This window comes from Steroidobacter sp., from assembly GCF_036402275.1.
Taxonomy (GTDB): domain Bacteria; phylum Pseudomonadota; class Gammaproteobacteria; order Steroidobacterales; family Steroidobacteraceae; genus Steroidobacter.
On the sequence record NZ_DASWTF010000018.1, the window covers coordinates 123,164 to 148,059 of the forward strand.

Sequence of the window (24,896 nt, forward strand, 5' to 3'; positions counted from 1 at the left end):
TACGCCCCCTAGACGAACGAGCCCCGCGAGTTGTGACAGCCCCCCCCCTAGGACGACCAACGCAAAGAGCCGACGTCGAGCAAAAACGCCTTCTGATTGACGGAATGGTCCTCGTCATCTCCGGCCAGCGTCACGATCGTGCCGCCAGTGATCCGGATGACGCCCGAATCGAGCAACTGCGCCCGATGGCTGTAAATCCACCCCGGCGCGGCGCCGGTCGCCCTCAGCCGCTCGATATGGAAGTCCTCCAGGTGCAGCCGGAAGATCGGCGTCTCGCCATAGCGGCGTTGTTCGAGATAGCCGAGACCGCCAATGATGTAGATGCAGTCCTCGAACAAGGTCGCTGTGTGAAAGTCCGTCGGCGGAAACTCGGCTTCGCGATAACCGTAGATGCGAATGGCCCCGTTGCGTTCGTGCACGAAGACATCGTTGTAGATGCAGAAGTCCGGATCGTAGTGATCCTCGTGCTCGCCGCCGATCTGAACGATGCGGCCATCGGGTAGGAACGTCATCGACTGTCCGAAGCGTCGCGCGCACCACACGGGACGCTCATGTTTCCGGCCCGTAGCGAACCACTCCGCCGCCGCGTAGGCCGAAACCCCGGCGCGGATCATGCTTTCCCAGAACGGCTCGTGGAACTGCTCCGGGTTCCCACGCCCGAAACGACGTGTCATGGCGCGCTCGAACTGTTCCTGCGACGCGGTCAGCAAATAGACATCGGGGTCGGGATCCAGCCCAAGAAACGCCCTGCGGCTCTCGTCCGAAATCCGGGCCGGATCCGCGCCGGCGCGCAGCAGTCGATACGCGACGTCAGCCGAGGTGGCCGAGCGCAGGGCCGTCGATCCATATTGCTCCGCCTCGATGTCGACACCGAGTTCGAGCAGAGCGTCGACGCAATTCGCCGCCCCGTGCTCGACCGCGTGAATCAGCGCAGGCGTGCCGAATTGATCTGTGTCACTCACGTCGCATCCGTGTCTCAGCAACCAGCGCAGCACGTCGGGTCGATCGATTTCGATGGCGTGGAATATGGCAGGCGTTTCGCAATGACTCCGCGCGGCCACGTCGGCTCCGGCATCGCGCAACAGCTCTGCTTTGGCGATATCGCCGGCACGGATCGCCAGCAGATAAGGCGTCATTTTCCAGGTGTCCCGCCGCTCCAGATCGCCGTCGTGCAAGTGTGCTTGGACATCGGACAACGACCCGTAGGCCACCGCATGCATCAACGGCGTCCATTTCAAATGCGCGGGGTCGGCGCCGGCTTCGATCAAGAATCGAACCGCATCGAAGCGCCCCATCCTGGACAACACCCGCAGAGCCGTTTCGTTGTAGTCGGAAACCCCGTTGAGTGGCGCGCCGTGAGCGATGAGCAGCTTCAGTGAGTCGATCAGGCGAGCATCTCGATATACATCGCGTCCATGCACGGCGGTAATCAACGCGTCGTAGCCGTTCGCCGCGGCGGATTTCACATCGAGCCCGGCCGCGAGTAATGCAGGCAGCATTTGCGGATCGCCACCCGCGAGCGCCAGCGATAACAGATTCTGTTCGGCGACGTTGAGCCACGCGCCGCGCCTCAACAGCTCTTGAACGATGGGCACACCGCCGGTCGGCAGCTGCACCGCATACATCAGAGGGGCTTTGCGACTCGCATCGAATTCGTTGAGCTCGCGGGCGGACAGTGGCGGCAAAGCCCGGATGGCGGCGAGATCGCCCGCACGCACCAGTCGATGCAAACGATATTTGTCAGGCGCCGGCACGCGTAAAGTCCGCCAGCTTGTCCGGGTTGGCGACGGTGTAGTAGGCGTAGATGCGCTGGCCGTCCGTATCCAGGGTCGAGACCGAGTGCAGCTTGCCGTTGAACGAAGTGGCCAGACCAAGCTCGCCGTTGATGCGCACGATGCGTCGGTCGACCTGCAGAGATCTGCGGCGGAAGATCATCGCGAACAGCTGCGCGATGCGCTCGGCGCCGTGGAGGATGCGACGGACCGCGACTGCCTTGCCGCCGCCGTCGGAGATCATGCGAGCGTCGGTGGCGAACAGCGACTTCAGCTCGTCGATGTTGCCGTCATTGGCGGCAGTGATGAACCGTTCCAGCATGCGCCGGCGGGTTTGTTCATCGACTTGAAAGCGGCGGCGATCGGCGGTCACGCGTTCGCGAGCGCGATGCACGAGCTGCCGGCACGCAGCCGGGCTCTTGCCGAGCATCTCGGCGATATCGTCGTAGTCGCAATCGAAAGCGTCGTGCAGGACGAAGGCCGCCCGCTCTTCGGGCCCGAGGCGCTCGAGCAGGTTCAGGAAGGCAATGGAAAGATCGCTCGCCTGCTCGGCCTTCGATTCGGGCGTGACGGGGTCGATGTCCGCCAGCGGCTCGGGCAACCACGGGCCGATGTAGACCTCCCGCTGCGCCTTGGCCGAGCGCAACCGGTCGATGGACAACCGGGTAACGATGGTGGTCAACCAAGCCTGCGTGGAACGCAGTTTGTCGTGCTCCGATTCAGTCCAGCGCAACCACGCATCCTGCAAAACATCTTCCGCGTCCGCGCGCGAGCCCAGCATCCGATATGCAATACCGAACAGCCGCGAACGTTCAGCAGCGAAGGCATTGACGGTCGGATCGGCGCTCATGTTTCAGCTCCCGACGCCGCCCAGGGTGGCGGCGGCGCTCTGAACGTCACCGGTTGGCGGCTCACTGGATGCCTGAACGTAATCTCAAACGCATGCAGACACAACGGCGGCGCATCGACGCCGAGCGTCTGCGTCTCGCCCACTTCGCTGCCTGCGAAATAGGCAGGATCGCCGCACACCGGCCAGCCGAGATGCGCGGCATGAATGCGAATCTGATTGGTGCGCCCGGTGCGAGGGCGTGCTTCCAGCAGAGCCGTGCCATCTGCGAAACGCTGCAGAACGCGGAAGTCGGTATGAGACGGTAGCCCGCTGACTAGATCGACACTACGCGAGCCAATCTTCCCTGGCTCCTTGCTGATCGGCGCGTCGCAAGCGAACTCATCGGCCTCGGGATGGCCGTTGACGCGGACCAGGTACACCTTGTCGACCTGCGCCTGCGCGAACTGATCCTGCACCAGCGCGGCGAAATGGCGAGTCCGAGTCAGCACCTGCACGCCCGTGGTATTAGCGTCCAGACGGTGCGCGGGCCGCAGCTTCTGCGGCGAGTACACGTCGTGAAGCAGCCATTGCAAAGTATTGCGATAGAAGCGCCCGCCAGAGTGAATCGGCAGCGGCGCGGGCTTGTTCACGACCACGATCGCTTCATCCTCATGAAGGATGCGCACGTCCATATTCACCGCGGGCTCGATGACCGCCGGCAAGCGATGCAAATAACGCTCGCCCGTCTTCACTCGATGCGTGGCGGCGACCGGCTCTCGATCCGCCGTGAGAATCAAGCCGTCCGCGCACTTCTGTTCCCAGACTTCGATGGGAATGTATCGGACGACTCGGTACAGCGCCTCGACGACGGTCTTGCCATCGCAATCCACCGGCACATTCACTGGCTTGAAGTGATCGTACGGCTGACTACCGGGCAGCGGCGTCACGAGCTTGCGGATAGTTTCATGCCGCCGCGAGATATTCACTGCCATCTGCTCGGCCGGCGTCTTGAAACAATAAGGACAGGAACGGCCCGGCACATAGTGCGGATGTTCCTGCTCTTCCTGCGTCAGCGGCGACTGGCACTGAAAACATTGCGCCGACTGCGTTTCGCTCAGCTTCGGATCGAGCCCCACGCGCTGATCGAACACGAAACATTCACCGTCGTAGTGCTCGCCACCCACGTCCTCGAAATATTTCAGGATGCCGCCATCGAGCTGCAGGATGTTCTTGAATCCCGCCTGCTCCATGTACGGCCCGGCCTTCTCGCAGCGGATGCCGCCCGTGCAGAACATGACCACCGTCTGCTCTTTCAGCTCCTCCGGCAGCTTCGCGACCGCCTCGGGAAAATCACGGAAATGATCGATGCCGATAGGCAGCGCGTTCTTGAACGTGCCGAGCTTGATCTCGTAGTCGTTGCGAGTGTCGAGCAGCGTGATCTTTCGACCTTCGTCGAGCCATTGTTTCAGCTGCGCGGCGGGGAGCTTCGGCGAAGTGCGCCTGGCAGGATCGATGCCCGGCACGCCGAACGCGATGATCTCTTGCTTGATCCGCACCAGCATGCGGCGAAACGGCTGATGATCCGTGTGGCTGAGCTTCGGCTGCAGATCCTCGAGCCCCGGCCAGCTGCGCAACTCGCTCAGCAGCCGTTCGATCTGCGGCCCGGCGCCGGCCACGAACAGGTTGATGCCTTCCGGGCTCAGCAAAATGCTGCCTTTGAGCTCGGCCTCGGCGCAAAGCTTTTGCAGTTTCGCGCGCAGCGACTTCAGGTTGTCGAGCGGCAGAAACTTGTAAGCGGCGATGTTGACGATGGGGTTCATGGAGGGTGCGCATCTTACGGGCTTTGCGGGCCGGCATGGTAATGTGGCCGACCTGGCCAACCCGGCAACGTAGGGTTGGCGCTACACTTAATTTAGGGGAAATTAATGCAGAGAACCAAGCTGCTCGCGACCCTGGTGTCGGCCTTGTTGCTGCCGTCCCTGGCGCCTGCCCAGGAACAGGCGACCCGGCCGAATCCGGCCCAGACCAGCCAGACTAGCCAACCGGGTCGCTCGACCGTCGACGCCTTTTTCGCGCGGTTCACCGACGAATGGGTGCGCGCCGATCCCGACCTGGCCACCGGCTCTAGATACTTTTCCGGCGAGGAGCAGAACCGGCTCGAGCAGCAACTCACACCTCGCACGCGCGCCCATACGCTCGAACGCATCAAGATGGCGAAGCGCGGCCTCGCGGAGCTGCAGAAATTCGATCGCAACAAGATGAACGATGCTCAGCGCGTTTCCGCCGAGTTGATGCAGTGGCAGCTCGAAAACGTGGTCGCGGGCGAAGCCTACCTGGACTACGACTTCCCGCTCGATCAGTTCAGCGGCGCCAATGTCGGACTGGTGGAATCGCTCACGCTGCGCCATCCGTTGGTGAAGCCCCAGGATGCATCCAATTACGTGACCCGCATGAAGCAGGTCGGCACGCGTATGGACGAAGCAGTGGCTGAAGCGCGCCAGCTGGTCGCCAAGAAAATGCTGCCGCCCCGATTCATCGTACAGACCACGCTGCAGTCGATGCGCACCTTCAGCGACGCGGCCCCGGCGCAGAACCCGCTGGTGACCGCGTTCGCCCAGCGCATTCAGAACATCGAAGGACTCAGCACGGCGCAACGCTCCGAGCTGCAGGCGGAAGCGACTCGCATCGTCACCGAGCAGGTGTATCCATCCTGGCGTCGCGCCATCGCCCTGTTGGAAAGCATTCTGCCGAAGACGACCGATGACGCCGGGTTGTGGCGTTTCCCGGGCGGCGACCAGGCTTATTCCTATGCGCTCGGCCGCTTCACCACCACCAAGCTCACGGCGGATGAGATTCATCAGATCGGTTTGCAACAGGTGGCGCGCATCGAAGGCGAGATGGACAAGATCTTCCGTCAGCTCGGTCGCACCCAAGGCACTGTTGCGGAGCGCGCCAAGAAGCTGCGCGACGACTTGTCTTATCCCGATCCCACATCGGACGCGAGCCGCGCCGCCATCATGCGAGACATCGACGGCATGATCGCCGACGCGCTCAAGCGCAGTCCTACTCTGTTCGACCTGCAACCGAAGGGACCGGTCGTCGCGCAGCCTTTCCCCCGGTTTCGTGAGGCGGCCGCCGCGGCGAACTACAACCGCGCGCCGCTCGATGGCTCGCGCTCGGCGATCTTCCAGATGCCGCTGCGGCCTCAGCGCATGACCAAGTTCGGTCTGCGCACGCTCGTCTATCACGAAACCGTTCCGGGCCATCATTTCCAGATCGCCATCGAGCAGGAAAACACCGATCTGCCGAAGTTCCGGCAGGCGCGCGTGCTGGGCGGTATTTCGGCGATGTCCGAAGGCTGGGCGCTGTACGCCGAAAATCTGGTCGCCGAGAACGGCTGGTACGAGGGCGATCCGGAAGGATTGCTCGGCATGCTGGACGCGCAGTTGTTTCGTGCGCGGCGACTGGTCGTGGACACCGGACTGCACGCCAAGAAATGGACGCGCCAGCAAGCCATCGATTACGGCGTCGAGGCCAGCGAGGTCGAGCGCTACGTCGTGTATCCCGGCCAGGCCTGTTCTTACATGATCGGCCAGCTCGAGATCCTGAAGCTGCGCGATCGGGCTCGCGCCGCGCTGGGCGATAAGTTCTCGCCTCAGCAATTTCACAACGTCGTGCTGCGTACGGGCACTGCGCCACTGGAGCTGCTGGGACGCGAAGTCGACCGCTACGTCGCGGGCGCCTCAGCGAATTGAAATGGCAGCTCAGGACTGGCGTCGATCATGACGCCAGTCCTGTTTCGACTTCTTAGCTGATCGTGCGGGAGATGACGTTCGAGAGCTTGCTCTCGTCGCCCGTCGCGGTGAATGCACGGACGGCGAAGTAATAAGTGCCGCGCGGCAGGTTCTGCACGGTGAAGGTATTCTGACCGGCGCTCGCCACTTCGACCGAGTTCACCATCGCGTTCTGGTTGGTGCCGTAGTGAATGCGATAGCCCGCCAGATTCTGCAGCGTCTCGCCGGACTCGGTGCGGGTCGGCACATCCCAGGAGAGCGACACACCCGGACCGGAAGCAGCCTGCGTGGGCGTCGTGCCCGCCGCGCCGACGCTGATCGAGAACGCCGTGAGCGAAGCGCTGGCCTTGCCATCGCTGACCGTGATCACGATGTTGTCGGTGGTGGTCTGCGCGGACGGAGTGCCGGAGAGCTGGCCGGTGGCCGTGTTGAACTGCGCCCACTCGGGCTTGTTCTGAATGGTGAATGCGAGGGTATCGCCGTCGGCGTCGGTGGCTTGCGGCGCCATCGAGTAGTTGGCGCCGACGCTGGCCTGCGTGACCGGGGAACCGGAAATCGTCGGAGCGGTATTTGCACCGCTGCTAGCGGAAGCATTGGCGGAGCCACCGCCGCCGCCACCACCGCCACAGCCGGCAGTCATCAATCCTGTAACGACCAGCGCAACCAGCCCGCCACGCTGCGCCAACTTCCCGAGATTCGCCTTCTGCATCTGACAGCCCTTGTTACATCTGCCGGCGCTTCCGCGCGCGGCGTGAATTTCCAAGGGCGTGACGCGGTCGCTCTCATCGCGACCTGACGAATCATCGGTGTACTTGCGTACACATAGAACAGCCGTGCCTCCTCGGCACAGTGTGTTCTCGCTAATTCGGCAGCCCCGCTGTCATCGGGCGTGAGCCCTTTAGACCGGTAGCTTTGCGTCCCCGACTTTCGACGGGTTTGCCCTTGACGGTAGCGAGCCTCGAATACTCCCTTCGAGGTGGCGATAGCCTATGGTTGCGCGCACACACGCGCCGCCGGCACGGCTGTCACCTGTTTTCAGTCAGACGAAAAGCTTTCTAAACTCCTCGACCCGCTGCGGCACTCGCAATCCATGCAAGTCCTGTTAGTGATCATTGGCAGCCAGTTTCGCGCTTTCGCGGCCCTTTACCCATCGGGGAGGCGACCAATGTCTTGACGCGGGATGGAGCATAGCGACCCCCGGCGAATACTCAATCCTGTCTGCGAATAGCGGCAACGTCGCTGTAAGCCGACGTTTGCGTGGTCGAGGAAACAAACATCGGCGCTGTGGATTGTGAGTCAGGGTGCCGGAGAAATGTGGCTTAGGTCACATTTCTGCGGTGACTCGCTAACAGGATGAGCGCGATTTGAGCCTGCGTTTATAGGCCTTTTCGCGATGACAGGCGGCTCGCACCGTGTGGCGCGGGCCGCTGTTTTTCAGCGACGACGGTTGGTATCGCGGGGGCCGCGGGGCTTCGGCTTCGCGCCCCTCGATTCGGTCTTACTGCGAAATTTCGGCGCGCTCGGACGCTCACGTCGGAGCTTTTCGACGTGCGTTTTCAGGGCTCGGCTTAACTGCAGCGGCTGCCCGGCGACCCGGACTTTCTGCAACGTGCGGAACACGTCTTTGGGCATGCCCGCGGGCAGGTCGACGAAGCTGTGATCGTCACGAATGACCACGCGACCGATATGCCTTCCGTCCAGGCCCGCCTCGTTCGCAATGGCGCCGACGATGTTGCCCGCCTTCACACCGTGCGCGTGGCCGACTTCGATGCGATAAGTCTCAGTGTCCTCGTCCCCACCACGGCCGCGGCTTTCCCGCCTGTCCTCGCTGAAGTCACGAGATGGCCGGCGCTCTCGCGCCGGCTCGTCTTCGCGCGATCGACGCTTCGCCGCGCGCGGCGCGGCGGTCTCTTCGCTACCGGCGTCGGCATTGATATCGCGAGCTACATCAGCTTGGCCACTCTCAACCTCACCTTGGCCAGCAGGTGCCTGACGATCGGCGAACTCCAGCGCCCGGCGCTCGCGGCGATTCAGCGGCCGCGGTGTTTGCTCAGCCTGCTCCGCTTGCTCAGGCCAGGCGGCTTGTTCTGATCGGCCAGCCGGTTGGTGCTGATCCTGTTCGGGCCACGCTTGCTCGGAGCGCGCGGCCTTTTCTGATCGGCGGGGCCGCTCGGGCCGCTCCGATCGCTCAGACCAGGCGGCTCGTTCGGACCGACCAGCCGGTTCGTGCTCAGCCGGTTCGACGCGTTCCGACTCCAGCCGTGCGGCGCGTTTGGCGTATTTCTCATCCCGCGAGGCGCGGTCTGGGCGCGGGGCGCGCTCGCGGCGTGGGCGGGAATCGGAAGTGTCCTGTTCGTAAGGCCGTCCAGAAGGTTCGAGCAACAGCGGGGTTGCGCCTTGGGCAATGCTGGCAAGGGCTGCCGCGATCTCAGCGGCAGAGACATTGTTGTCCCGCTCGTAACTCTCGATCAGCGGCAGGAACGCCTGGCCTGCATTGGCCGCGATAGCGGCCGTGAGCTTCTCATTGAACTTGGCAACACGACGCTCGTTCACATCCTCGATCGTCGGCAGCTGCATCTGTTCGACGTTCTGCCGCGTGGCGCGCTCGATGATGCGAAGCATGTTTCTTTCGCGAGGCGCGATAAACAGGATCGCCTCGCCACTGCGCCCCGCCCGCCCCGTGCGCCCGATACGATGCACATACGATTCGGGATCGTAAGGAACATCGTAGTTCACGACGTGACTCACGCGCTCCACGTCCAACCCGCGGGCAGCCACATCGGTTGCAACGACGATATCGATCTGCCCCGACTTCAGCCGCGCAATCGTGCGCTCGCGCTGAACCTGCGCGATGTCGCCATTCAAAGCTTCGACAGCAAAGCCGCGAGCAGACAACCGTTCCGCCAGCTCCTCCGTCGCGATCTTGGTGCGGGTGAAAACGATCATCGCGTCGAACGATTCGGCCTCGAGAATGCGCGTCAACGCATCGAGCTTGTGCATGCCGCTGACGATCCAATATCGCTGCCGGATCTGGCTCGCCGTCGTTGTCTTACTCTTAATCGTGACTTCCGCGGGATTGCGCAGATGATGCTGAGCGATGCGTCGAACCTGCGGCGGCATGGTGGCCGAGAACAACGCGATCTGCCGCTCGGCCGGAATCTGCTCCAGAATCCATTCGACGTCGTCGATGAACCCCATCCGCAACATCTCGTCGGCCTCGTCGAGCACGAGATGACGCAAGGACGAAAGATTCAGCGTGCCGCGCTTGATGTGATCCATCGCGCGCCCCGGAGTGGCCACGACCACGTGCACACCCCGGCGCAGGCTGTGCAGCTGAGGCGTGTAGCTCTGGCCGCCATACACCGGCAGTACGTGAAATCCCTTCATATAGGTGGCGTAGCGCTGGAACGCTTCGGCGACCTGGATCGCCAACTCGCGCGTCGGCACCAGGACCAGCGCCTGAGGCACAGCCTCGCTAATGTCGATCTTGGACAGGATGGGCAGCGCGAAGGCCGCCGTCTTGCCGGTGCCGGTCTGCGCCTGGCCGACCACGTCGCTGCCGGCAAGGAGATGCGGAATGGTGGCCGCCTGAATGGGCGAAGGCGACTCGTAACCTACGTCCTTCAGGGCCTTGAGCACGGCTTCGGCCAGGGCGAGGTCACTGAAAGCGGGGCTTTCGCCCGGGGTCTGATCGGAAGGAGCGGGCAAGGAAACCTCGGACTTCGCGGGCGCGGACTGCGGAAAAGGCGCGCGAGTTTACACATCCGGCGGCCGGTCCGCAGGAAACAATCAATTTCGCCGGCCGTGCGGCCTTATGACAGCCCGTCCTCGAGCCTCAGCGCCGCACCATCTTCTGCAACAACTGCTCGAGCACCCGAGAAGGTTCATCGCTGCGGCCCGTGTGCACCGAGGAGGTCTGAATCATCGTGCTTCGCGGGGCCACCAGCCAATGAAAACGCTCCCGCGGCGTCATCCGGCCGATGGGGCCCGAGCCCGCGCAGATCGCCGGAATGCTGGCGAGATTCTCGCGAACCAGGTCGAGATCGATATCCGGAGCGAGCGCACGCAGGCGCGCCTCGTCCAGCTCGATGCGTGCGGCCAGGTACTCCAACGCCGGACACGACACGATCACGCCGACGTTGACGAATTCTTCGCGCTCGACCCGAGGGACGACGCGAATGATGGCGTAGTCATACGAGCACGGAGCGCGCACGCTTCACCTCGTCGAAAAACAAGTGCGGGCCCTGCAGCCGACGCAGCAGATATTCGCTGTAAGCGGTTCGATATTCGGCTGCGCTCGAAAAAGTCGCATCCCCGCGCAACAACGCGTCCGGGATCAACGCGACGATGTGTTGAATGACTTCGGGCGTGATGCGAGTGAGCATGGCTTCATGCGCTTCATCCAACGCGCTGGCGAACGGCAGCAGGACGTGATCGCGAATCATGGGAAACGCATCCCGACTTCGCTCCAGATATTGCGCCCAGGAATGATGAAAGTACAAAGCCGCGCCGTGATCGATGAGCCGCAGCTGGCGATGCCACACCAGCATGTTGGTATTACGCGCGGTGCGGTCGACGTTGGTGACGAACGCGTCGAACCATACGATCTTCGAGGCGAGCGCCGCGTCAGGACGAAACACCACCGGATCGAACGTGATCGCGCCGGGCAGATAATCCAGCGCCACGTTGAGTCCGCCGCTGGCGCGAATCAGGTCCTGGATCTCGGGATCGGGCTCAGTGCGAGCCATATCGGGATCGAGCTCGATCAGCACGATCTCCGGAACGGGTAACTCGGCGGCGCGGGCGATCTCACCGGCCACGAGCTCGGCGATCAGCGCTTTCGGCCCCTGCCCCGCGCCACGAAATTTGATGACGTACATGCCCTCGTCGTCGGCTTCGACGATGGCAGGCACGGAGCCACCCTCGCGCAGAGGCGTGACATAGCGGGTGACGACGACGGTTCGCAAGCTGGGATCCACACTGCCGGCGGGCGGCCGGCAGTATAGGCCAGCGTGTGCAGTTAGACGATGCCGCCGCCGAAACTCTGCGCCGCGGGCCGCCGTTCCGCGCAACCGAGGCGATACTGACTCCGGCGATAGGTGCCGATCGGATCGATGGCCGCGCCCTTCTGCAATCGGGCGCGAGCAAGAATGGGCTGCACGTCGGTAGTGAAAGCGCGTTTCAACGTTTGCGCGGCCATCAGCGCATCGTTTTGCTGCTGGTAATCGGCGAGTGCCTGGCGGTCCACAAGCAGCGCCTGCGCATAGGCCCGCTGCAACTCGATGGCGCTGGTCATCAGGCTTTCGATGGGATCGGTGACGTTGTGCGACTGATCCAGCATGTGCGCGGGATGGAAGTCCGGCGCCTGCCGCCACTGCGCGTCCACCAGCTCGTTGAAGATCAGGAACAGCCGGTACGGATCGATGCACCCTGTATCCAGATCGTCGTCGCCGTATTTGGAATCGTTGAAATGAAATCCGCCCAGGCGTCGTGCATGCACCAGCCGGGCGACGATCATCTCGATGTTCACATTTGGTGCATGGTGGCCGAGGTCGACCAGGCAGAACGCCTTCGGGCCGAGCGTTTGCGCGGCCATGAGCGAGCTGCCCCAATCCTGAATGACCGTGGTGTAGAAGGCAGGCTCATACATCTTGTGCTCGATGAGCATGCGCCAGTCGGACGGCAACGCCGCGTAGATCTGCGCAGTCGATTCCAGATAACGTTCGAACGCGCGAGTCAGGTGCTGCTGCCCGGGGAAGTTCGCGCCATCGCCGATCCACACTGTCAACGCCTTGGAGCCGAGCAACTTGCCGATGCGAATGCAATCGATGTTGTGCTCGACGGCCTGCGCCCGCACGTCCGGATCGGTGTGGGTGAGGCTGCCGTACTTGTAAGAGAGCTGCTGCCCGGGACGATCCTGGAACGTATTTGAATTGACCGCATCGAAACCGAGGCCCAAGGCCGTCGCGCGCTGACGTAGCGCCGGCATGTCGTCCGTGTGATCCCAAGGCAAATGCAGCGATACCGTCGGGGTCGCGCCAGTGAGGCCGTGAATGACGGCGCAGTCCTCGAGCTTGTCGAACACATTGCGCGGCTCGCCCTTGCCCGGAAAGCGTGCGAACCGAGTGCCGCCGGTACCGACGCCCCACGAGGGAATCGCCACTCCGAAACTCGCTACATTGGCGGTAACCGCCTCGATGTTGACGCCGCGACGCTGCAGGATCGCACCGAGCGCTGCGTAATCGGCGTCGAGGTCCCCTCGTAGTCGAGCGTTGTCCTCTGCGATGAAAGCACGATCGCGCGGATCCGCGTAATTATTGGCCATGACATCCCCCCTAATCCCTCACGAGATCGGGCGGGACGCTAGCTCGTCCGATCTCCCTATCGCAATACTCGGCAACTAACGCGTGAACGCGGCCGCGTTGCCGGCATCGACATTGATGATATTGCCTGTCGATTTCGCCGCGCGTTCCGACGCGAAAAACGCGACGGCTTCAGCCACGTCTTCCGGAAACACACTGCGCTTCAGCAGGCTGCGCTCACGATAAATCGTTTCGAGCTCGTCCGTGCTGGTTTTGTACTGCTGAGCGCGCTGTTGCGCCCACTCACCCTGCCAGATGCGCGAGCCGCGCAACACTGCGTCAGGGTTAACGACGTTGACGCGAATCCCAGCTGGCGCGCCTTCCAGCGCCAGACAGCGGGCAAGATGCAACTCAGCAGCCTTGGCCGTGCAGTAAGCAGCAGCACCCGGCGAAGCCGCCAGCGCGTTTTTGGACCCGATGAACACGATCGAGCCGCCGATGTTCTGCGCCTTCAGCAACTGGAACGCCTGGCGCGAGACCAGGAAGTAGCCTGTGGACAGGATGTCCATGTTCTTTTGCCAGGTCGCGAGACTGGTCTGATCCACCGGCGAAGCCGAGGCGATGCCGGCGTTGGAAATGCAGATGTCGAGGCCGCCGAATTTCCACGCGCTGTCGCGGAAGCTGGCGATGACTGCGTCTTCACGCGTCACGTCGACCCAGCAGCTCGACACCACATCGTTGCCGTATTGTTTCTTCAGCCCGATCTCTGCCTCATGAAGCGCGTCATGATCGATGTCACAGAGCACGACGCACGCGCCCTCGTCCATCAATCGTCGCGCGGTCGCAAGCCCGATGCCGCCCGCACCGCCGGTGATCAACGCCACCCGACCGGCCAGCGGCTTTGGCTTCGGCATGCGCTGTAGCTTGGCCTCTTCGAGATCCCAGTATTCGATGTCGAAGGCTTCCTGCTCGGGCAAGCCGCGATAGATCGACACCGCAGCGGCTCCACGCATGACGTTGATGGCGTTGATATAGAACTCGCCAGCGATGCGGGCCGTGGCCTTATCGGCCGCGAAGGTGATCATGCCCACGCCGGGCACGAGATAAACCACGGGATTGGGATCGCGCATCTTCGGCGAGCCGGGGCGTTTGCAGCGCTCGTAATAAGCGGCGTACAGCTCGCGATATTTCTCGATCGCCGGCTGAACGCGAGCGGCGAACTGCTCGACCGATTCGTTGGCAGCGTCGAACGGCAGCACCAGCGGCCAGATTTTGGTGCGCAGGAAATGATCGGGGCAGGACGTGCCCAGGTCGGCGAGCGCCTGCAGCTTTTCGCTGCCGACGAATTCCAGCACCGCGGCGCTGTCGTCGAAGTGACCGACCTTGCGCGTGGAGCTCGAGATCAAGCCACGAATGCGCGGCATGATCGCCGCCGCCACTTCGCGGCGCTTTTCCAAAGCCAACGGCTGAGTCTTGAACGCGCCAAACGGCTGCTTGCCGCTGCTCTTCTCGGCGAGCCACAAGGTCGCGCGATTGATCACGTCGAGCGTGTTTTCGTAACACGCCTTGGCCGTGTCCGCCCAAGTGAAAACACCATGCGCTTCGAGCACCACACCGCGCGCTTTTGGGCTCTCACGAGTGAACTTTCGTAGCGCGAGGCCAAGCTCGTAGCCGGGACGGATCCAGGGCAACCAGCCTACTTCGTCGCCGTAGATTTCTTTGGTGAGCGCCTTGCTGTCGGCAGCCGCGGCAATCGCGATCAACGCGTCAGGGTGCATGTGATCGACATGCGCGCGATCCACGAGACCGTGCAAGGGAGTATCGATGCTCGCCGCGCGCGGGTTCAGATTGAACGTGCAATGTGAATACAGAGGCACCAGGACGCTGTCGCTGTCCGAGCCTTTGTAGAACGGCTCGAGCGACAGGAACTTGTCCATGTACAAGGTGGCGAAGCCGTCGAGCTTCATGGTGCCCAGGTCGCCGCCCGAGCCCTTCACCCACAGCACCTGAACGTCCTTGCCGGTGAGGGGATCCTTTTCAACGACTTTGGCGGAGGTGTTGCCGCCGCCGAAGTTGGTGATGCGCTTGTCCGAGCCCAGCAGGTTGGAGCGGTAGAGCAGCAGCTGCGCCGGCGTCATTCCGGCTGCCACCGCATCGTTCCAGCGGCTTTCGAGCAGCAACGAAGACGACTCGGCTTGCGCCGGCTGGACCACACTCATCTAATCTCCCCCGCAGGCAGTTGAGCGCGTTCCGGGCAACAGAAATCATCCCGGAGGGCGTGAAAAGCCTGTTTACCACACGAATCGATCATATACAATCAGATGCAAGCATATTCGATCAGCGGTGTGACCGAACCGGTTTTTCGCGAATCGATGCTTGCGCAGGAGGCTCCATGCTGGAACGAGAGCGCCATAGCCTGATTCTCAAGCTCGTCGAAGAACGCTCCATCGTCAGCGTCGGCGATCTGTTGGATTTGCTGGGCGCGTCCGAGGCGACCATTCGCAGGGATATAAACACCCTGGCCGAGCGCGGCGAGGTGAAACGCATCCGCGGAGGCGCGGAAGCCGTTCGTCCCCGACATCAGCCGCATCTGGTCGGCATGCCGTTTTCATTGAGTCAGGACATCAGCGTGCCGCAGAAGCGCGCCATCGCTCGCGCGGCGGCGGAGCTCATCACTCCTGGTGAAAGCATCATCATCAATGGCGGAACCACCACGTTCGCGTTGGTGGAATTTCTGGCCGAGCACGATCTGGACATTCTCACCAATTCGTTTCCGATCGCGGCCAAGCTGCTCGCCACCAGCCGTAATCGCATCACCCTGCCGGGCGGCACCATCTTCCGTGAACAGAACATCGTGCTGAGCCCGTTCGACAACGACACCATCGAGAACTTCTGGGGCAACAAGCTGTTCACCGGCTGCTACGGCCTGAACCGCTTCGGCATCATGGAAGCCGATCCGTTGATCGTGCAGGCGCAGACCAAGCTGTTGAAGCGCACCGAGGACGTGATCGTGATGGCCGACAGCAGCAAGCTGCGGCAGAAGTCGTCGATGATCGTCACGGGCCTGGAGCGGATTTCCACCATCGTCACCGACGACGGCGCGAAGCCCGAAGAGCTGGATGTTTTCAAGGCGGCAGGCATCAAGGTGATCGTCGCCACGGTGAGCGAGGAAGACGGGTTGCAGAAACTCGCCTGAGTTGAGATCACGACAGCACCGCAAAAACGGGCTGTCGAAAAAGCGGGGGATGAGGATGCGTAGAAGAGCAATGCTCATGGGCGCGGACGAAGCGGCCGCCGAGCTCAACGGTGGGGCCGGCCGGCGCGGACCTGATACACCTCTATGTCGCAACCTCTGATCGCACTGCTCGACATCGGTAAGACCAACGCCAAGCTGTGCGTCATCGATCCGCAATCGGGGGCTGAGATCCGGGGCAGCCGGCGCGCCAATGCTGTGATTCAAGGACCGGTCACGCGCGAACTGGATGTCCATGCGATCGGCGAATGGCTGTTGGAGGCACTGCGCACGGCGCCCCATCGCGAGAGGATTCGCGTCATCGTACCCGTGGCGCACGGAGCGGCGGCGGTACTGCTCGACCGTGACAATCGCGTGATCGCGGCGCCCGATTATGAGGATCCATGCTTCGAGCAAGTGAACGCGACTTATCGAGCGCAGCGGGATTCATATGAAAGCTCTTGCTCGCCGGATTTACCTTTGGGGTTGAATCTAGGGCGGCAACTGTTCTTCCTGCAGGACGCACAACCGGAGTTGTTCTCGCGGGCCGCGCATGTGCTGTTGTATCCGCAGTACTGGGCGTGGCGATTGTCTGGCGTAATGGTCAGCGAAGTCACCTCGCTCGGTTGTCATTCGGATTTGTGGCTGCCGCGCGAAGCAAGCTTTTCCAAGCTGGCGCGGCATCGCGGCTGGAGCGATTTGTTTCCTCCGCTGCGACTTGCTAACGATGTGCTCGGGCCAATCTCACCGGCGATTGCCGCCGCCACGGGACTGGATGCGCAATGTCAGGTTACCTGCGGCATTCACGATTCCAACGCGTCGTATTTGAAGTTCCTCATTGCGAGGGATCGCGAGGAGCCGTTCACGGTCATCTCCAGCGGCACATGGACCGTGGTCATGAGCAATCGCGCGGACCTGTCACGGCTCCGAGAAGATCGGGACATGCTCGCGAGCGTCGATGCATTCGGCTCGCCGGTCGCTACCGCGAGATTCATGGGTGGTCGCGAGTACGAAACAATCGCTGGATCGGACACGCGGCCAAACCTGCCCGCGCTGCTCAACGTCATCGAGCGTCAGGCCATGGCGCTGCCCGCGTTCGCGAGCGGCGGACCGTTTGCTGGATGCCAAGGCCGCTTGTTGAATGCAGAGAACCTGTCGGGATCGGAGCGGGCTAGCGTGGCAACGCTCTACGTGGGACTGACGAGTGAGTTGCTGATCGAGATGTTGGGTGCGGAAGGCGACGTGCTCATCGACGGGCCGCTCGCGACCAATGAGTTGTTCGGCTCGGTGCTCGCCGCCTGTTTGCCAAACCAATCGGTCTGGCTCAGCCCGGGCGACGGTGGCAACACTCGGGCGGCCTGTTACCTCGCTGGATTTCCAGACGCGCCGACGCAGCACATGTCGGCTGCCGCGCCGCTTGCTGCCAAGTCGCTGGCGGCGTATCGCGACGCCTGGCGAAGAGCGATATCGCGCTGATGCAGCTAGCTATCCGTTAAGTGTCCCGCTTCGGCCCGAACGTTGGCTCTTTGGACTCTCTTTCTTTTTCGCCATCGCCATCGGCTTTGGAATCTTTCTCTTTGCTCTTTTTCTTGTCCTTGGCATCCGCCGCGGGCTCACCGATCTCTCCGAGGTTCTCGCGCACGGCTCGCACCGAGATGCTGCCCTCGAGCGAGCGCGCGAACGCGCTGACGAAGGCGTTACGCAACACGCTGACGATGGTTTCCATGATGCTCGTCTTGGGATTCTCGATGGTGCCAGTAAAGGGAATGCGCGCGGCGACCTGTTCCTTCTCGTCGTTCTCCAACACGTTGGCGGCGAAGTCGACCAGGCCTTCCCAGATGCGCTTCAGGAAGTTCTCCTCGGGTTCTTCGCTGCTGTAGATGTTCACATTCTGGAGCACGGGCTTGGCGTAGCCCTTGAACTTGCCGTCGGCCGCGGCGAGCTCCAGGTACAACTCGAAGTCGCCCGCCTCGGCATCCGCTTTGATGTATTGACGCAGCCAGGGATTCACCTGGGGCAGCTTCACGTTGCGCAGCTGCAGATTCACGTCGAACGTTGGTTTCGGCGCCAGCGGATCGACACTGCCGCCGATGCGCGCCGATCCACCGTCGAGCACCTCCGCGTCCGCCTGGAAATTCGCGAATGTTTCTTTGCCGGTGTGGGCCACGTTGGTCAGATTGGTCAACTCACCCTGGACCTTGGTGGCCTTGATGGCGTCGGCGGTGTCGATGCCAGGCGCGGTAAACGTGATTGTGCCGTTGTGGACGCGCACCGTATTGAAACGGAACGGGAACAGCTCCTCGAAGCGCTCGGCCCAGTTCACGCCTTCGCCGGTCTGCGATTGCTCCTCGGTCTTGCCCTGCACGAAGTTCAGATTGGGCGAGAAAAACTGGCCTTCGGCGACCAGCGAGCCGCGCATCAGACTGCGCCATTCGACGGAGAAATCTATGCGATCGCTGCTGAAGAATGGGACGGGCTGCCCGGAGCCGGTTTTCACGATTTGTATGTTATCGATGCGATAGGCGCCGCGGATGAGCGAAAGGTCGACGTCGCCGACGTGGCCATCGTAGTCTTCCAGCGCCATGAGCTGGGCGTTGACGCGATCGCGAACCAATGTAGGAAGCGCCGCGCGGATGGCGATCGCAACGACGACCAGCACCAACGCCGCAATCAACCATTTGTCCCGCCGCCGCATGATCACACCTCAGCGTCTGCCGCCGACGCCCCGTCGGTGATAGCCGCTGTCATGTAACTTCGTCACGCCGTCACCGCGCCCGATTTGGAGTCCCAACGCGCGCCATGAGGCATCGGTTTCGGTGTAGGGAGACTTTGCCGCCGCTTTCCCGCAAACTTGCGCCTTTCACTGGCCATTGGATCAACGAGGTTTGCTCATGAATGCAAGGCGTCTGGCAATACTGGCGCTTGCCACCAGCGTGGCGTTGGCGGGCTGCGGCAAGAAGGAAGGCTCCGACTCGGCTGCCGCGCCTACCGGCAGAGATGCGCCGGTGATCCGGATCGACGGCTCCAGCACCGTTTTCCCCATCGCCGAAGCGGTGGCTGAAGAGTTTCAGGTTGGAGAGCGTGGAGCGGTGCGCGTGACCGTGGGCTTGTCCGGCACTGGCGGCGGCTTCAAGAAGCTGTGCCGCGGCGACATCGATATTTCCAATGCGTCGCGTCCCATTCTCGCGGAAGAAATGGAGATGTGCCGCGCAGCCGGCATCGGCTTCATGGAGCTACCAGTCGCGTTCGACGCCATCACCGTCGTGGTCAACGTCAAGAACGACTGGGCGAAGTCCGTCACCATCGCGGACCTGAAGAAAATGTGGGAGCCGGCCGCGCAGGGCCAGGTCGCCCGCTGGAATCAGATCCGTCCCGAGTGGCCGGATGCGCCGTTGATGTTGTTCGGACCGGGCGCGGACTCGGGAACATTCGACTATTTCACCGAGGCCGTCATGGGCAAAGCGAAGTCCAGCCGCGGTGACTACACCGCCAGTGAGGATGACAACGTGCTGGTGCAGGGCGTGGAGAACAACACGAACGCGCTCGGTTATTTCGGCTACGCTCACTACGCCTCGCACAAGGACCGCATGCGCGCCCTGCCGATTCAGAAGGACGACGGCACGCAGGCATTGCCGAGCAATGCCACCGTGCTCGACGGCACCTATCAGCCGCTATCGCGACCGTTGTTCATTTACGTGAGTGATAAATCGGCGCAGCGCCCGGAAGTGCGCAAGCTGATCGAATTCTATTTGACCGAAGGCCCCGCCCTCGCGGAGCAGGTCGGTTTCGTCTCGCTGCCCGAGCATGCGGCGCAGATGTCTCTCGAGCATTTCAAGGCCAACCGGCTGGGCACGGTATTCGGCGGCGTGCCCGAAGTCGGCGTCACCATCGACGAACTGCTCAAGCGCGAAACCAAGCAGTGATCGTCGGCGACGGCTTATAACGGATCTCTCTCAGTTACTTGCCGCTGGTCGCGGTGGCCGGCGGCTTTCTCTTTTCGTCTACACGGATGTACTGGCGTCGCGGCTCCAGGGCGGCTGCTTGAGACGTGCCCTATCCCGAGTTTCGTATTAGAGTCCGGCACGCCGGGGAAAACTAATATCAAGCGGCACAGACAGCGAAGGAATCCGCCCATGTCCGAGAATAAAGCCGAGCGAACTACATTCAACGAAGTGTTATGGACCGAGCTGCAGGCGCTGCGGCCGGAGTACTGCGAGTCGCATCCGTTCCAACCGGCGAAATTCGATCCGCAGCGGCCCGACGACGCCGGCACCGATCCTCAGTTCCAGGAGAACCTGCGCGAGCTCTATCGGATGATCGGCACCCTCGACGCCGACTCCGACAGCGGCAAGACGCAGCCGCCGTTGTCGGCATTGTGTCTGTCGGGCGGCGGCATTCGCAGCGCCACCTTCAATCTCGGCGTGTTACAGGCGCTGGCCAAGCACAAGCTGTTGCCCGAGTTCGATTATCTGTCCAGCGTGTCCGGCGGCGGCTATATCGCCAGCTGGCTGCAGGCGTGGATGCATCGGCAACAGGAGCAGGCCGGCACGGCCAAGGAAGTGTTCGAAGAGCTGGGTAATCGCAGCGAGCAGCCAGTGAATCCGCTCGCGCCGGAGCCGAAGCCCGTCGATCATCTGCGGCAGTTCAGTAACTACCTCACGCCTCGGCTCGGCCTGTTCTCCGGCGACACGTGGACCGCCGCGGCCACCGTCATGCGCAATCTGCTGCTGAACTGGCTGGTCATCCTGCCGTTGCTCGCGGCGATCGTCGTCATTCCACAAGGCGTGTATCTGCTCGTGCAGAGCACGGTCAGCCCCGGCTTGGGCCGGCAACTGATGTACGCCTCGCTGGTCGCCGAGTTGCTGGCGGGTTTCTCTGTTTACTATCACCGCCGATTCGTGCGCGACCCGGACACACCCTCGTCTCGCTACGCCGTGTTGTGCGTACTGCCGGTTGTCGCAGCGGCCGCGCTGCTCTCGTTCACTGGGTTGGGTTATGCGAATGGACCGGCCGTCGTGCTCGACGCACCCTTCTGGTCGGAGGCCAATGGTCCGATCCTGATGTTCTCGGCGCTCTGGTGCATGGTGGTTCCGTTGCTGGGTTGGATGGTGGTGGAGTTGTTCTATCGACTGCGCCATGACATCGCGCCAGAGACTCGGCACACCGAAAAATTCGAGCTCGCCGCGCTGGTGATTTCTGGCCTGGCCATCGCTCTGTTGTTTGCTGTGACCGTGCGCGGCTTGTTGCTGCCGTTCTACAATCATCCGGGCCTGTACGTCATGCTGACGTTGCCGGTGCTGCTCGGCTTGTATCTGCTCGCGCGCACGTTGTTCGTGGGATTGGCCAGCATGGCCGAAACATTCGCTACGGGTGCGAAGCCCGCGCTGGTCAATGACGGGGACCGCGAATGGTGGGCGCGAATGTCGGGCTGGATCCTGGCAATTGCCCTGGGCTGGATCGTCGTCAGCGGCCTGTGCCTGTTCGGCCAGTTCCTGCTCGACAAGGTCACCGACGCGGCCAAACCTTTCGTCGCCGCGGCGGGTGGCATCTCAGGCGTGGTGGCCGCGCTGCTCGGCAGTCGAGACAGAACGTCGACCGAATCCACCGAACCTTCCCTGATGCAGCGAATCGGTCTGGCGTTGGCCGCGCCGATCTTCATCGTCTGCGTGGTGCTCGCGATGTCATGGGGCACGGCGACACTGGGCGGCTGGATCGTGACCAATGCCAACGTGGCCGCGGAAAGAATCTTCACCGATCCCATGCTGCGTCAGGCGGGCTTGCGCAACACCGGCTTCGAATGGTTCTGGGCGCTGCCATGGCTGTTGCTGCTCGCCGCTTTGACGATGGGCCTGGTCGTTAACGTGAATCGCTTCTCGTTGCATGGTTTCTATCGCAATCGTCTGGTGCGCGCCTATCTCGGCGCCTCGCATACCGATCGCAAACCGGATCCATTCACGGGCTTCGATGCATCGGACAACTTACGCATGCACAAGCTACGGCCGGGCAAGGGCGCGCAGCGACTCATGCCGCTGATCAATGTCACTTTGAATCTACTGCGCGATGGCAACCTCGCGTGGCAGGAGCGCAAGGCCGAATCTTTCTCCATCACGCCGTATTTCTGCGGCAACTTCCATGAAGGCTATCGGGCGTCGGATGCGTACGGTGGCCAAGGCGGCATCTCGCTCGGCACGGCTGTCACGATCTCGGGCGCTGCTGCGAATCCGCACATGGGTTACTGCTCGTCACCGGCGCTGGCGTTCGTGATGTCGTTGTTCAACGTGCGCCTCGGCGCCTGGCTGGGCAACACCAATGCGCAAGGCGAAAAGGTTTATGACCTGCCCGGTCCCCGGCAGGCGCTCTCGCCCATGCTCGGCGAGTTGTTCGGCTACACGACGCCGGACTTCAAGTACGTGAACCTGTCGGATGGCGGGCACTTCGACGATCTCGGCTTATATGAAGTAGTGCTGCGACGCTGCCGATACATCGTGGTCAGCGACGCCGGCTGCGATCCGGACGCCAAGCTGGGCGACCTGGGCAACGCCATTCGCAAGATTCGTATCGATTTCGGGATCCCCATCCGTTTCGAGAAGGAAATCGAGATCTATCCGAACAGCAACGCCAAGCAGGGCCTGTACTGCGCCACTGCGCGGATCGAGTACGACGCCGTCGACAAGGGCACGCAGCCGGGCCGGCTGCTGTACATCAAACCCACGCTGCGAGGCCGGGGCGAGCATCCTGTGCCCTACGACGTGTACAGTTACTCGAGAACGGTGGACGCGTTCCCGCACGAGCCCACCAGCGATCAGTGGTTCAGCGAATCGCAGTTCGAGAGCTACCGCGCGCTGGGATTCCATTCGCTGGAGCAGATTCTGCGAGGCTCGTCGCCGCAGGATTTCGCTGACCTCTTCGCTCGCGTCGCCAACTATATGGGTCCGACAGGCAAGCGGCGCGCGTTCAAGGAGCGCGAGACGCTGCCGCTGTCGCGGACGTTGTTGGATGATGAATGATGGTTGTCGGCCATGCCCTCACGGCGCGACATTCTTTGGTTGTTCGGAGTGGCAGCGTTGGGTCTGCCCAAGAATGGTGAATCTGTGACGATGGCGAACCCGGTGCGAGTGCGGACGATCACGGCGGGCGTGGAGCTCACGCCGGCTTTCGAGTTGGATCGCGTGGAACGAGCCGTTGGGTTCCTGACTCGCAGTAAGGCGACGTTCGAGGCCGCCGGCTACGAAGTGCAAACGATTCGAGTCGCAACCAACCCCGTCATAGCATCGCTTTCTCCGGCTGCACGCGCGAAGGCATTGGATCAGCTGCGTCGAATCGATGAAGTGGTCGCTGCGCAGGGTGCGATCTTCAACATCGGACCTGTTCTCACGGAGAATCGCGCTGACGACAGCCTCGTCGAGTGGTCACAGGAGTTGGTGCGTGCCACGCAGACCATCAGCTTTTCCACTGCCATCGCTACTCCCGATGCTGGCGTGATGCCAAACGTCGCCGCGACGACGTCGAAGATCATGGTCGCGCTGGCGCGCGCGTTGCCCGATGGGCTCGCCAACTTCCGTTTCGCAGCGGCGGCAAACATTCCCGCGGGGACGCCGTTCTTTCCGGTGGCTTGGCATCAGGGCGCCGAGTCGTTTGCAATCGGCATGGAGTCGGCCTCTGTTGTCGAACGCGCCTTCGCGTCGCTGCGCGAAGGCGACGATGCGAGCGAGAAACTTCGGAACACGTTGAACGAAGTCCTCGCGCCCGTCGAGAAGCTCGCCGCCGACATCGCGCAACGCGAGCGTCGCCAGTATCTCGGCATCGATACTTCCCCAGCGCCCGCCAAAGATCGCAGCATCGCCGCCGCCATCGAGGCACTGACTCACTCACCTTTCGGCACGGGCGGGACGCTGGAAGCGTGCTCCATCGTTACCGCTGCTTTGAAATCAGTGGCCATTCATACTTGCGGCTATTCCGGTTTGATGTTGCCCGTTCTCGAAGATCCGCTGCTCGCTCAGCGCGCCGGCGAGAATCGCTATGGCATCCGCGACGTGCTGCTCTATTCCAGCGTGTGCGGCACCGGACTGGACGTCGTTCCGATTCCTGGCGACACCTCCGCCACGAGCATCGCTGGTCTGCTGCGCGATGTCGCCTCGCTGGCCACTCGTCTTCGCAAGCCGCTCTCAGCCCGACTGTTCCTCGTGCCCGACAGAAAAGCTGGCGAGATGGCCCGCTTCGATGACCCGGTATTGACCGACTCGGTCGTGATGAAACTGGATTAACTGGAAGCAACAGCCCGCGATCGCGCCCGAGCGCGCGACACGCGAGCGGCGATGCGCAGTCCGAGGGTGAACACGATGAGCGCGGCGGCGGGAATGTAGGCGGGAATAATTGCCGCGCGAGACAAGTAGCTGTTGGCGAAGATGAACCAGATGTAGTACGAACCGACAGTATGCAGCGTCGTCCATGCGCGGCGGCCGATGAGCCGGGCGGTGGCATCGAAAGAAGTCGCCGTCATCAGCGCAATGAAAACATACGCGATGCCTCCGAAAATCCAGGTGACGGAATCCGCATGCGCAGCCAGCTCGGCAGGCGCGATCCGGCCGAGAGCGAGAATCGCAAGTAGATGGACAAAATGAGACACGGCGAAAGATACGCCAAGGTAGCGGCGGTTGCGCAACTGCCAACGGGTCCAGGCATTGGGCCAGAAGTGACGAGCCGCGGAGGCCGTGAAGGCCAGAGAAAACAAAGCGAACGAGGTGCGCGCGGTCGCACGAATGATGCCGCGAATGCCTTCCACTGGAGCAGACGCGGTCATCGCCTCGATGGTGACGACCAGAATCAGCGCGATCGCGACCGCGCCGACAATGGACCAGCCCTCCCAGGCTCTCGTGGACCTGGACCTGTCGTCCATAAGCCTCCGCCACCCCATCCGCTGGGCCTCCTCGATGTTTGAACATCCCCCCTCTTGTGCTAACGCATCAT

At 62.4% G+C, this 24,896-nt stretch carries 17 protein-coding genes and 1 riboswitch; of the genes, 6 read left to right on the forward strand and 11 right to left on the reverse strand.

The window, feature by feature from the left end:
* Positions 1 to 47 precede the first annotated feature (47 nt).
* From VGD45_RS10280 to VGD45_RS10290, 3 genes are read right to left on the reverse strand one after another with little or no spacing between them, the layout of a single operon-like run.
* Complete coding sequence (locus VGD45_RS10280) at positions 48 to 1,754, reverse strand: ankyrin repeat domain-containing protein (protein WP_331155200.1); 1,707 nt, start codon at positions 1,752 to 1,754, stop codon at positions 48 to 50.
* On the reverse strand, positions 1,741 to 2,622 hold the full coding sequence (locus tag VGD45_RS10285; protein ID WP_331155201.1) for an RNA polymerase sigma-70 factor: 882 nt from the start codon (positions 2,620 to 2,622) through the stop codon (positions 1,741 to 1,743). Before VGD45_RS10285 ends, VGD45_RS10280 begins: the two co-directional genes overlap by 14 nt.
* Positions 2,619 to 4,421: a sulfurtransferase gene (locus tag VGD45_RS10290; RefSeq protein ID WP_331155202.1), complete on the reverse strand. Its 1,803-nt coding sequence runs from the start codon at positions 4,419 to 4,421 to the stop codon at positions 2,619 to 2,621. Before VGD45_RS10290 ends, VGD45_RS10285 begins: the two co-directional genes overlap by 4 nt.
* A 105-nt stretch (positions 4,422 to 4,526) precedes the next feature.
* Here VGD45_RS10290 and VGD45_RS10295 point away from each other — a divergent pair, with 105 nt between their 5' ends.
* Positions 4,527 to 6,356, forward strand: coding sequence for a DUF885 domain-containing protein (locus VGD45_RS10295; RefSeq protein WP_331155203.1), 1,830 nt, complete (start codon positions 4,527 to 4,529; stop codon positions 6,354 to 6,356).
* A 52-nt stretch (positions 6,357 to 6,408) separates the two neighbouring features.
* On the opposite strand, the gene VGD45_RS10300 is transcribed toward VGD45_RS10295, so the two are convergent.
* The 6 genes from VGD45_RS10300 to VGD45_RS10325 form a co-directional block, all read right to left on the reverse strand.
* Entirely contained in the window at positions 6,409 to 7,104 is a 696-nt protein-coding gene (locus tag VGD45_RS10300) for a putative Ig domain-containing protein (protein ID WP_331155204.1), read from the reverse strand.
* Between the two features lie 155 nt (positions 7,105 to 7,259).
* Positions 7,260 to 7,346, reverse strand: a riboswitch (cyclic di-GMP riboswitch).
* Positions 7,347 to 7,829: 483 nt separating this feature from the next.
* On the reverse strand, positions 7,830 to 10,103 hold the full coding sequence (locus tag VGD45_RS10305) for a DEAD/DEAH box helicase (RefSeq protein ID WP_331155205.1): 2,274 nt from the start codon (positions 10,101 to 10,103) through the stop codon (positions 7,830 to 7,832).
* Between the two features lie 127 nt (positions 10,104 to 10,230).
* Positions 10,231 to 10,608, reverse strand: coding sequence for a DUF3037 domain-containing protein (locus tag VGD45_RS10310; protein ID WP_331155206.1), 378 nt, complete (start codon positions 10,606 to 10,608; stop codon positions 10,231 to 10,233).
* Positions 10,586 to 11,362 (reverse strand): HipA family kinase, encoded by a 777-nt coding sequence (locus VGD45_RS10315; RefSeq protein WP_331155207.1) that lies wholly within the window; start codon positions 11,360 to 11,362, stop codon positions 10,586 to 10,588. The genes VGD45_RS10310 and VGD45_RS10315 overlap by 23 nt, the downstream gene beginning before the upstream one ends.
* A gap of 53 nt (positions 11,363 to 11,415) precedes the next feature.
* Complete coding sequence (gene rhaI, locus VGD45_RS10320) at positions 11,416 to 12,720, reverse strand: L-rhamnose catabolism isomerase (protein ID WP_331155208.1); 1,305 nt, start codon at positions 12,718 to 12,720, stop codon at positions 11,416 to 11,418.
* A gap of 75 nt (positions 12,721 to 12,795) precedes the next feature.
* The gene (locus tag VGD45_RS10325) at positions 12,796 to 14,916 is read right to left on the reverse strand and encodes a bifunctional rhamnulose-1-phosphate aldolase/short-chain dehydrogenase (protein WP_331155209.1); all 2,121 of its coding nucleotides are present in this window, start codon (positions 14,914 to 14,916) and stop codon (positions 12,796 to 12,798) included.
* Between the two features lie 173 nt (positions 14,917 to 15,089).
* Between VGD45_RS10325 and VGD45_RS10330 the strand changes: the two genes are divergently transcribed.
* Both VGD45_RS10330 and VGD45_RS10335 read left to right on the forward strand, forming a co-directional pair.
* Positions 15,090 to 15,893: a DeoR/GlpR family DNA-binding transcription regulator gene (locus VGD45_RS10330; RefSeq protein WP_331155210.1), complete on the forward strand. Its 804-nt coding sequence runs from the start codon at positions 15,090 to 15,092 to the stop codon at positions 15,891 to 15,893.
* A gap of 144 nt (positions 15,894 to 16,037) precedes the next feature.
* A complete protein-coding gene (locus VGD45_RS10335) occupies positions 16,038 to 17,405 on the forward strand; it encodes an FGGY-family carbohydrate kinase (protein WP_331155211.1) in 1,368 nt (455 codons plus the stop codon).
* A 16-nt stretch (positions 17,406 to 17,421) separates the two neighbouring features.
* Here the strand turns inward: VGD45_RS10335 and VGD45_RS10340 are convergent, their stop codons facing one another.
* Positions 17,422 to 18,624, reverse strand: coding sequence for a DUF748 domain-containing protein (locus VGD45_RS10340; RefSeq protein WP_331155212.1), 1,203 nt, complete (start codon positions 18,622 to 18,624; stop codon positions 17,422 to 17,424).
* Positions 18,625 to 18,820: 196 nt separating this feature from the next.
* On the opposite strand from VGD45_RS10340, the gene VGD45_RS10345 reads away from it, so the two are divergent.
* The 3 genes from VGD45_RS10345 to VGD45_RS10355 all read left to right on the forward strand — a co-directional run bounded on the left by VGD45_RS10345 (position 18,821) and on the right by VGD45_RS10355 (position 24,193).
* Positions 18,821 to 19,852: a PstS family phosphate ABC transporter substrate-binding protein gene (locus VGD45_RS10345; RefSeq protein WP_331155213.1), complete on the forward strand. Its 1,032-nt coding sequence runs from the start codon at positions 18,821 to 18,823 to the stop codon at positions 19,850 to 19,852.
* Positions 19,853 to 20,062: 210 nt separating this feature from the next.
* Entirely contained in the window at positions 20,063 to 22,936 is a 2,874-nt protein-coding gene (locus VGD45_RS10350) for a patatin-like phospholipase family protein (protein WP_331155214.1), read from the forward strand.
* Positions 22,937 to 22,948: 12 nt separating this feature from the next.
* Positions 22,949 to 24,193: a DUF711 family protein gene (locus VGD45_RS10355; protein ID WP_331155215.1), complete on the forward strand. Its 1,245-nt coding sequence runs from the start codon at positions 22,949 to 22,951 to the stop codon at positions 24,191 to 24,193.
* Here VGD45_RS10355 and VGD45_RS10360 read toward each other — a convergent pair.
* On the reverse strand, positions 24,190 to 24,825 hold the full coding sequence (locus tag VGD45_RS10360; RefSeq protein WP_331155216.1) for a hypothetical protein: 636 nt from the start codon (positions 24,823 to 24,825) through the stop codon (positions 24,190 to 24,192). The genes VGD45_RS10355 and VGD45_RS10360 overlap by 4 nt on opposite strands.
* Positions 24,826 to 24,896 lie beyond the last annotated feature (71 nt).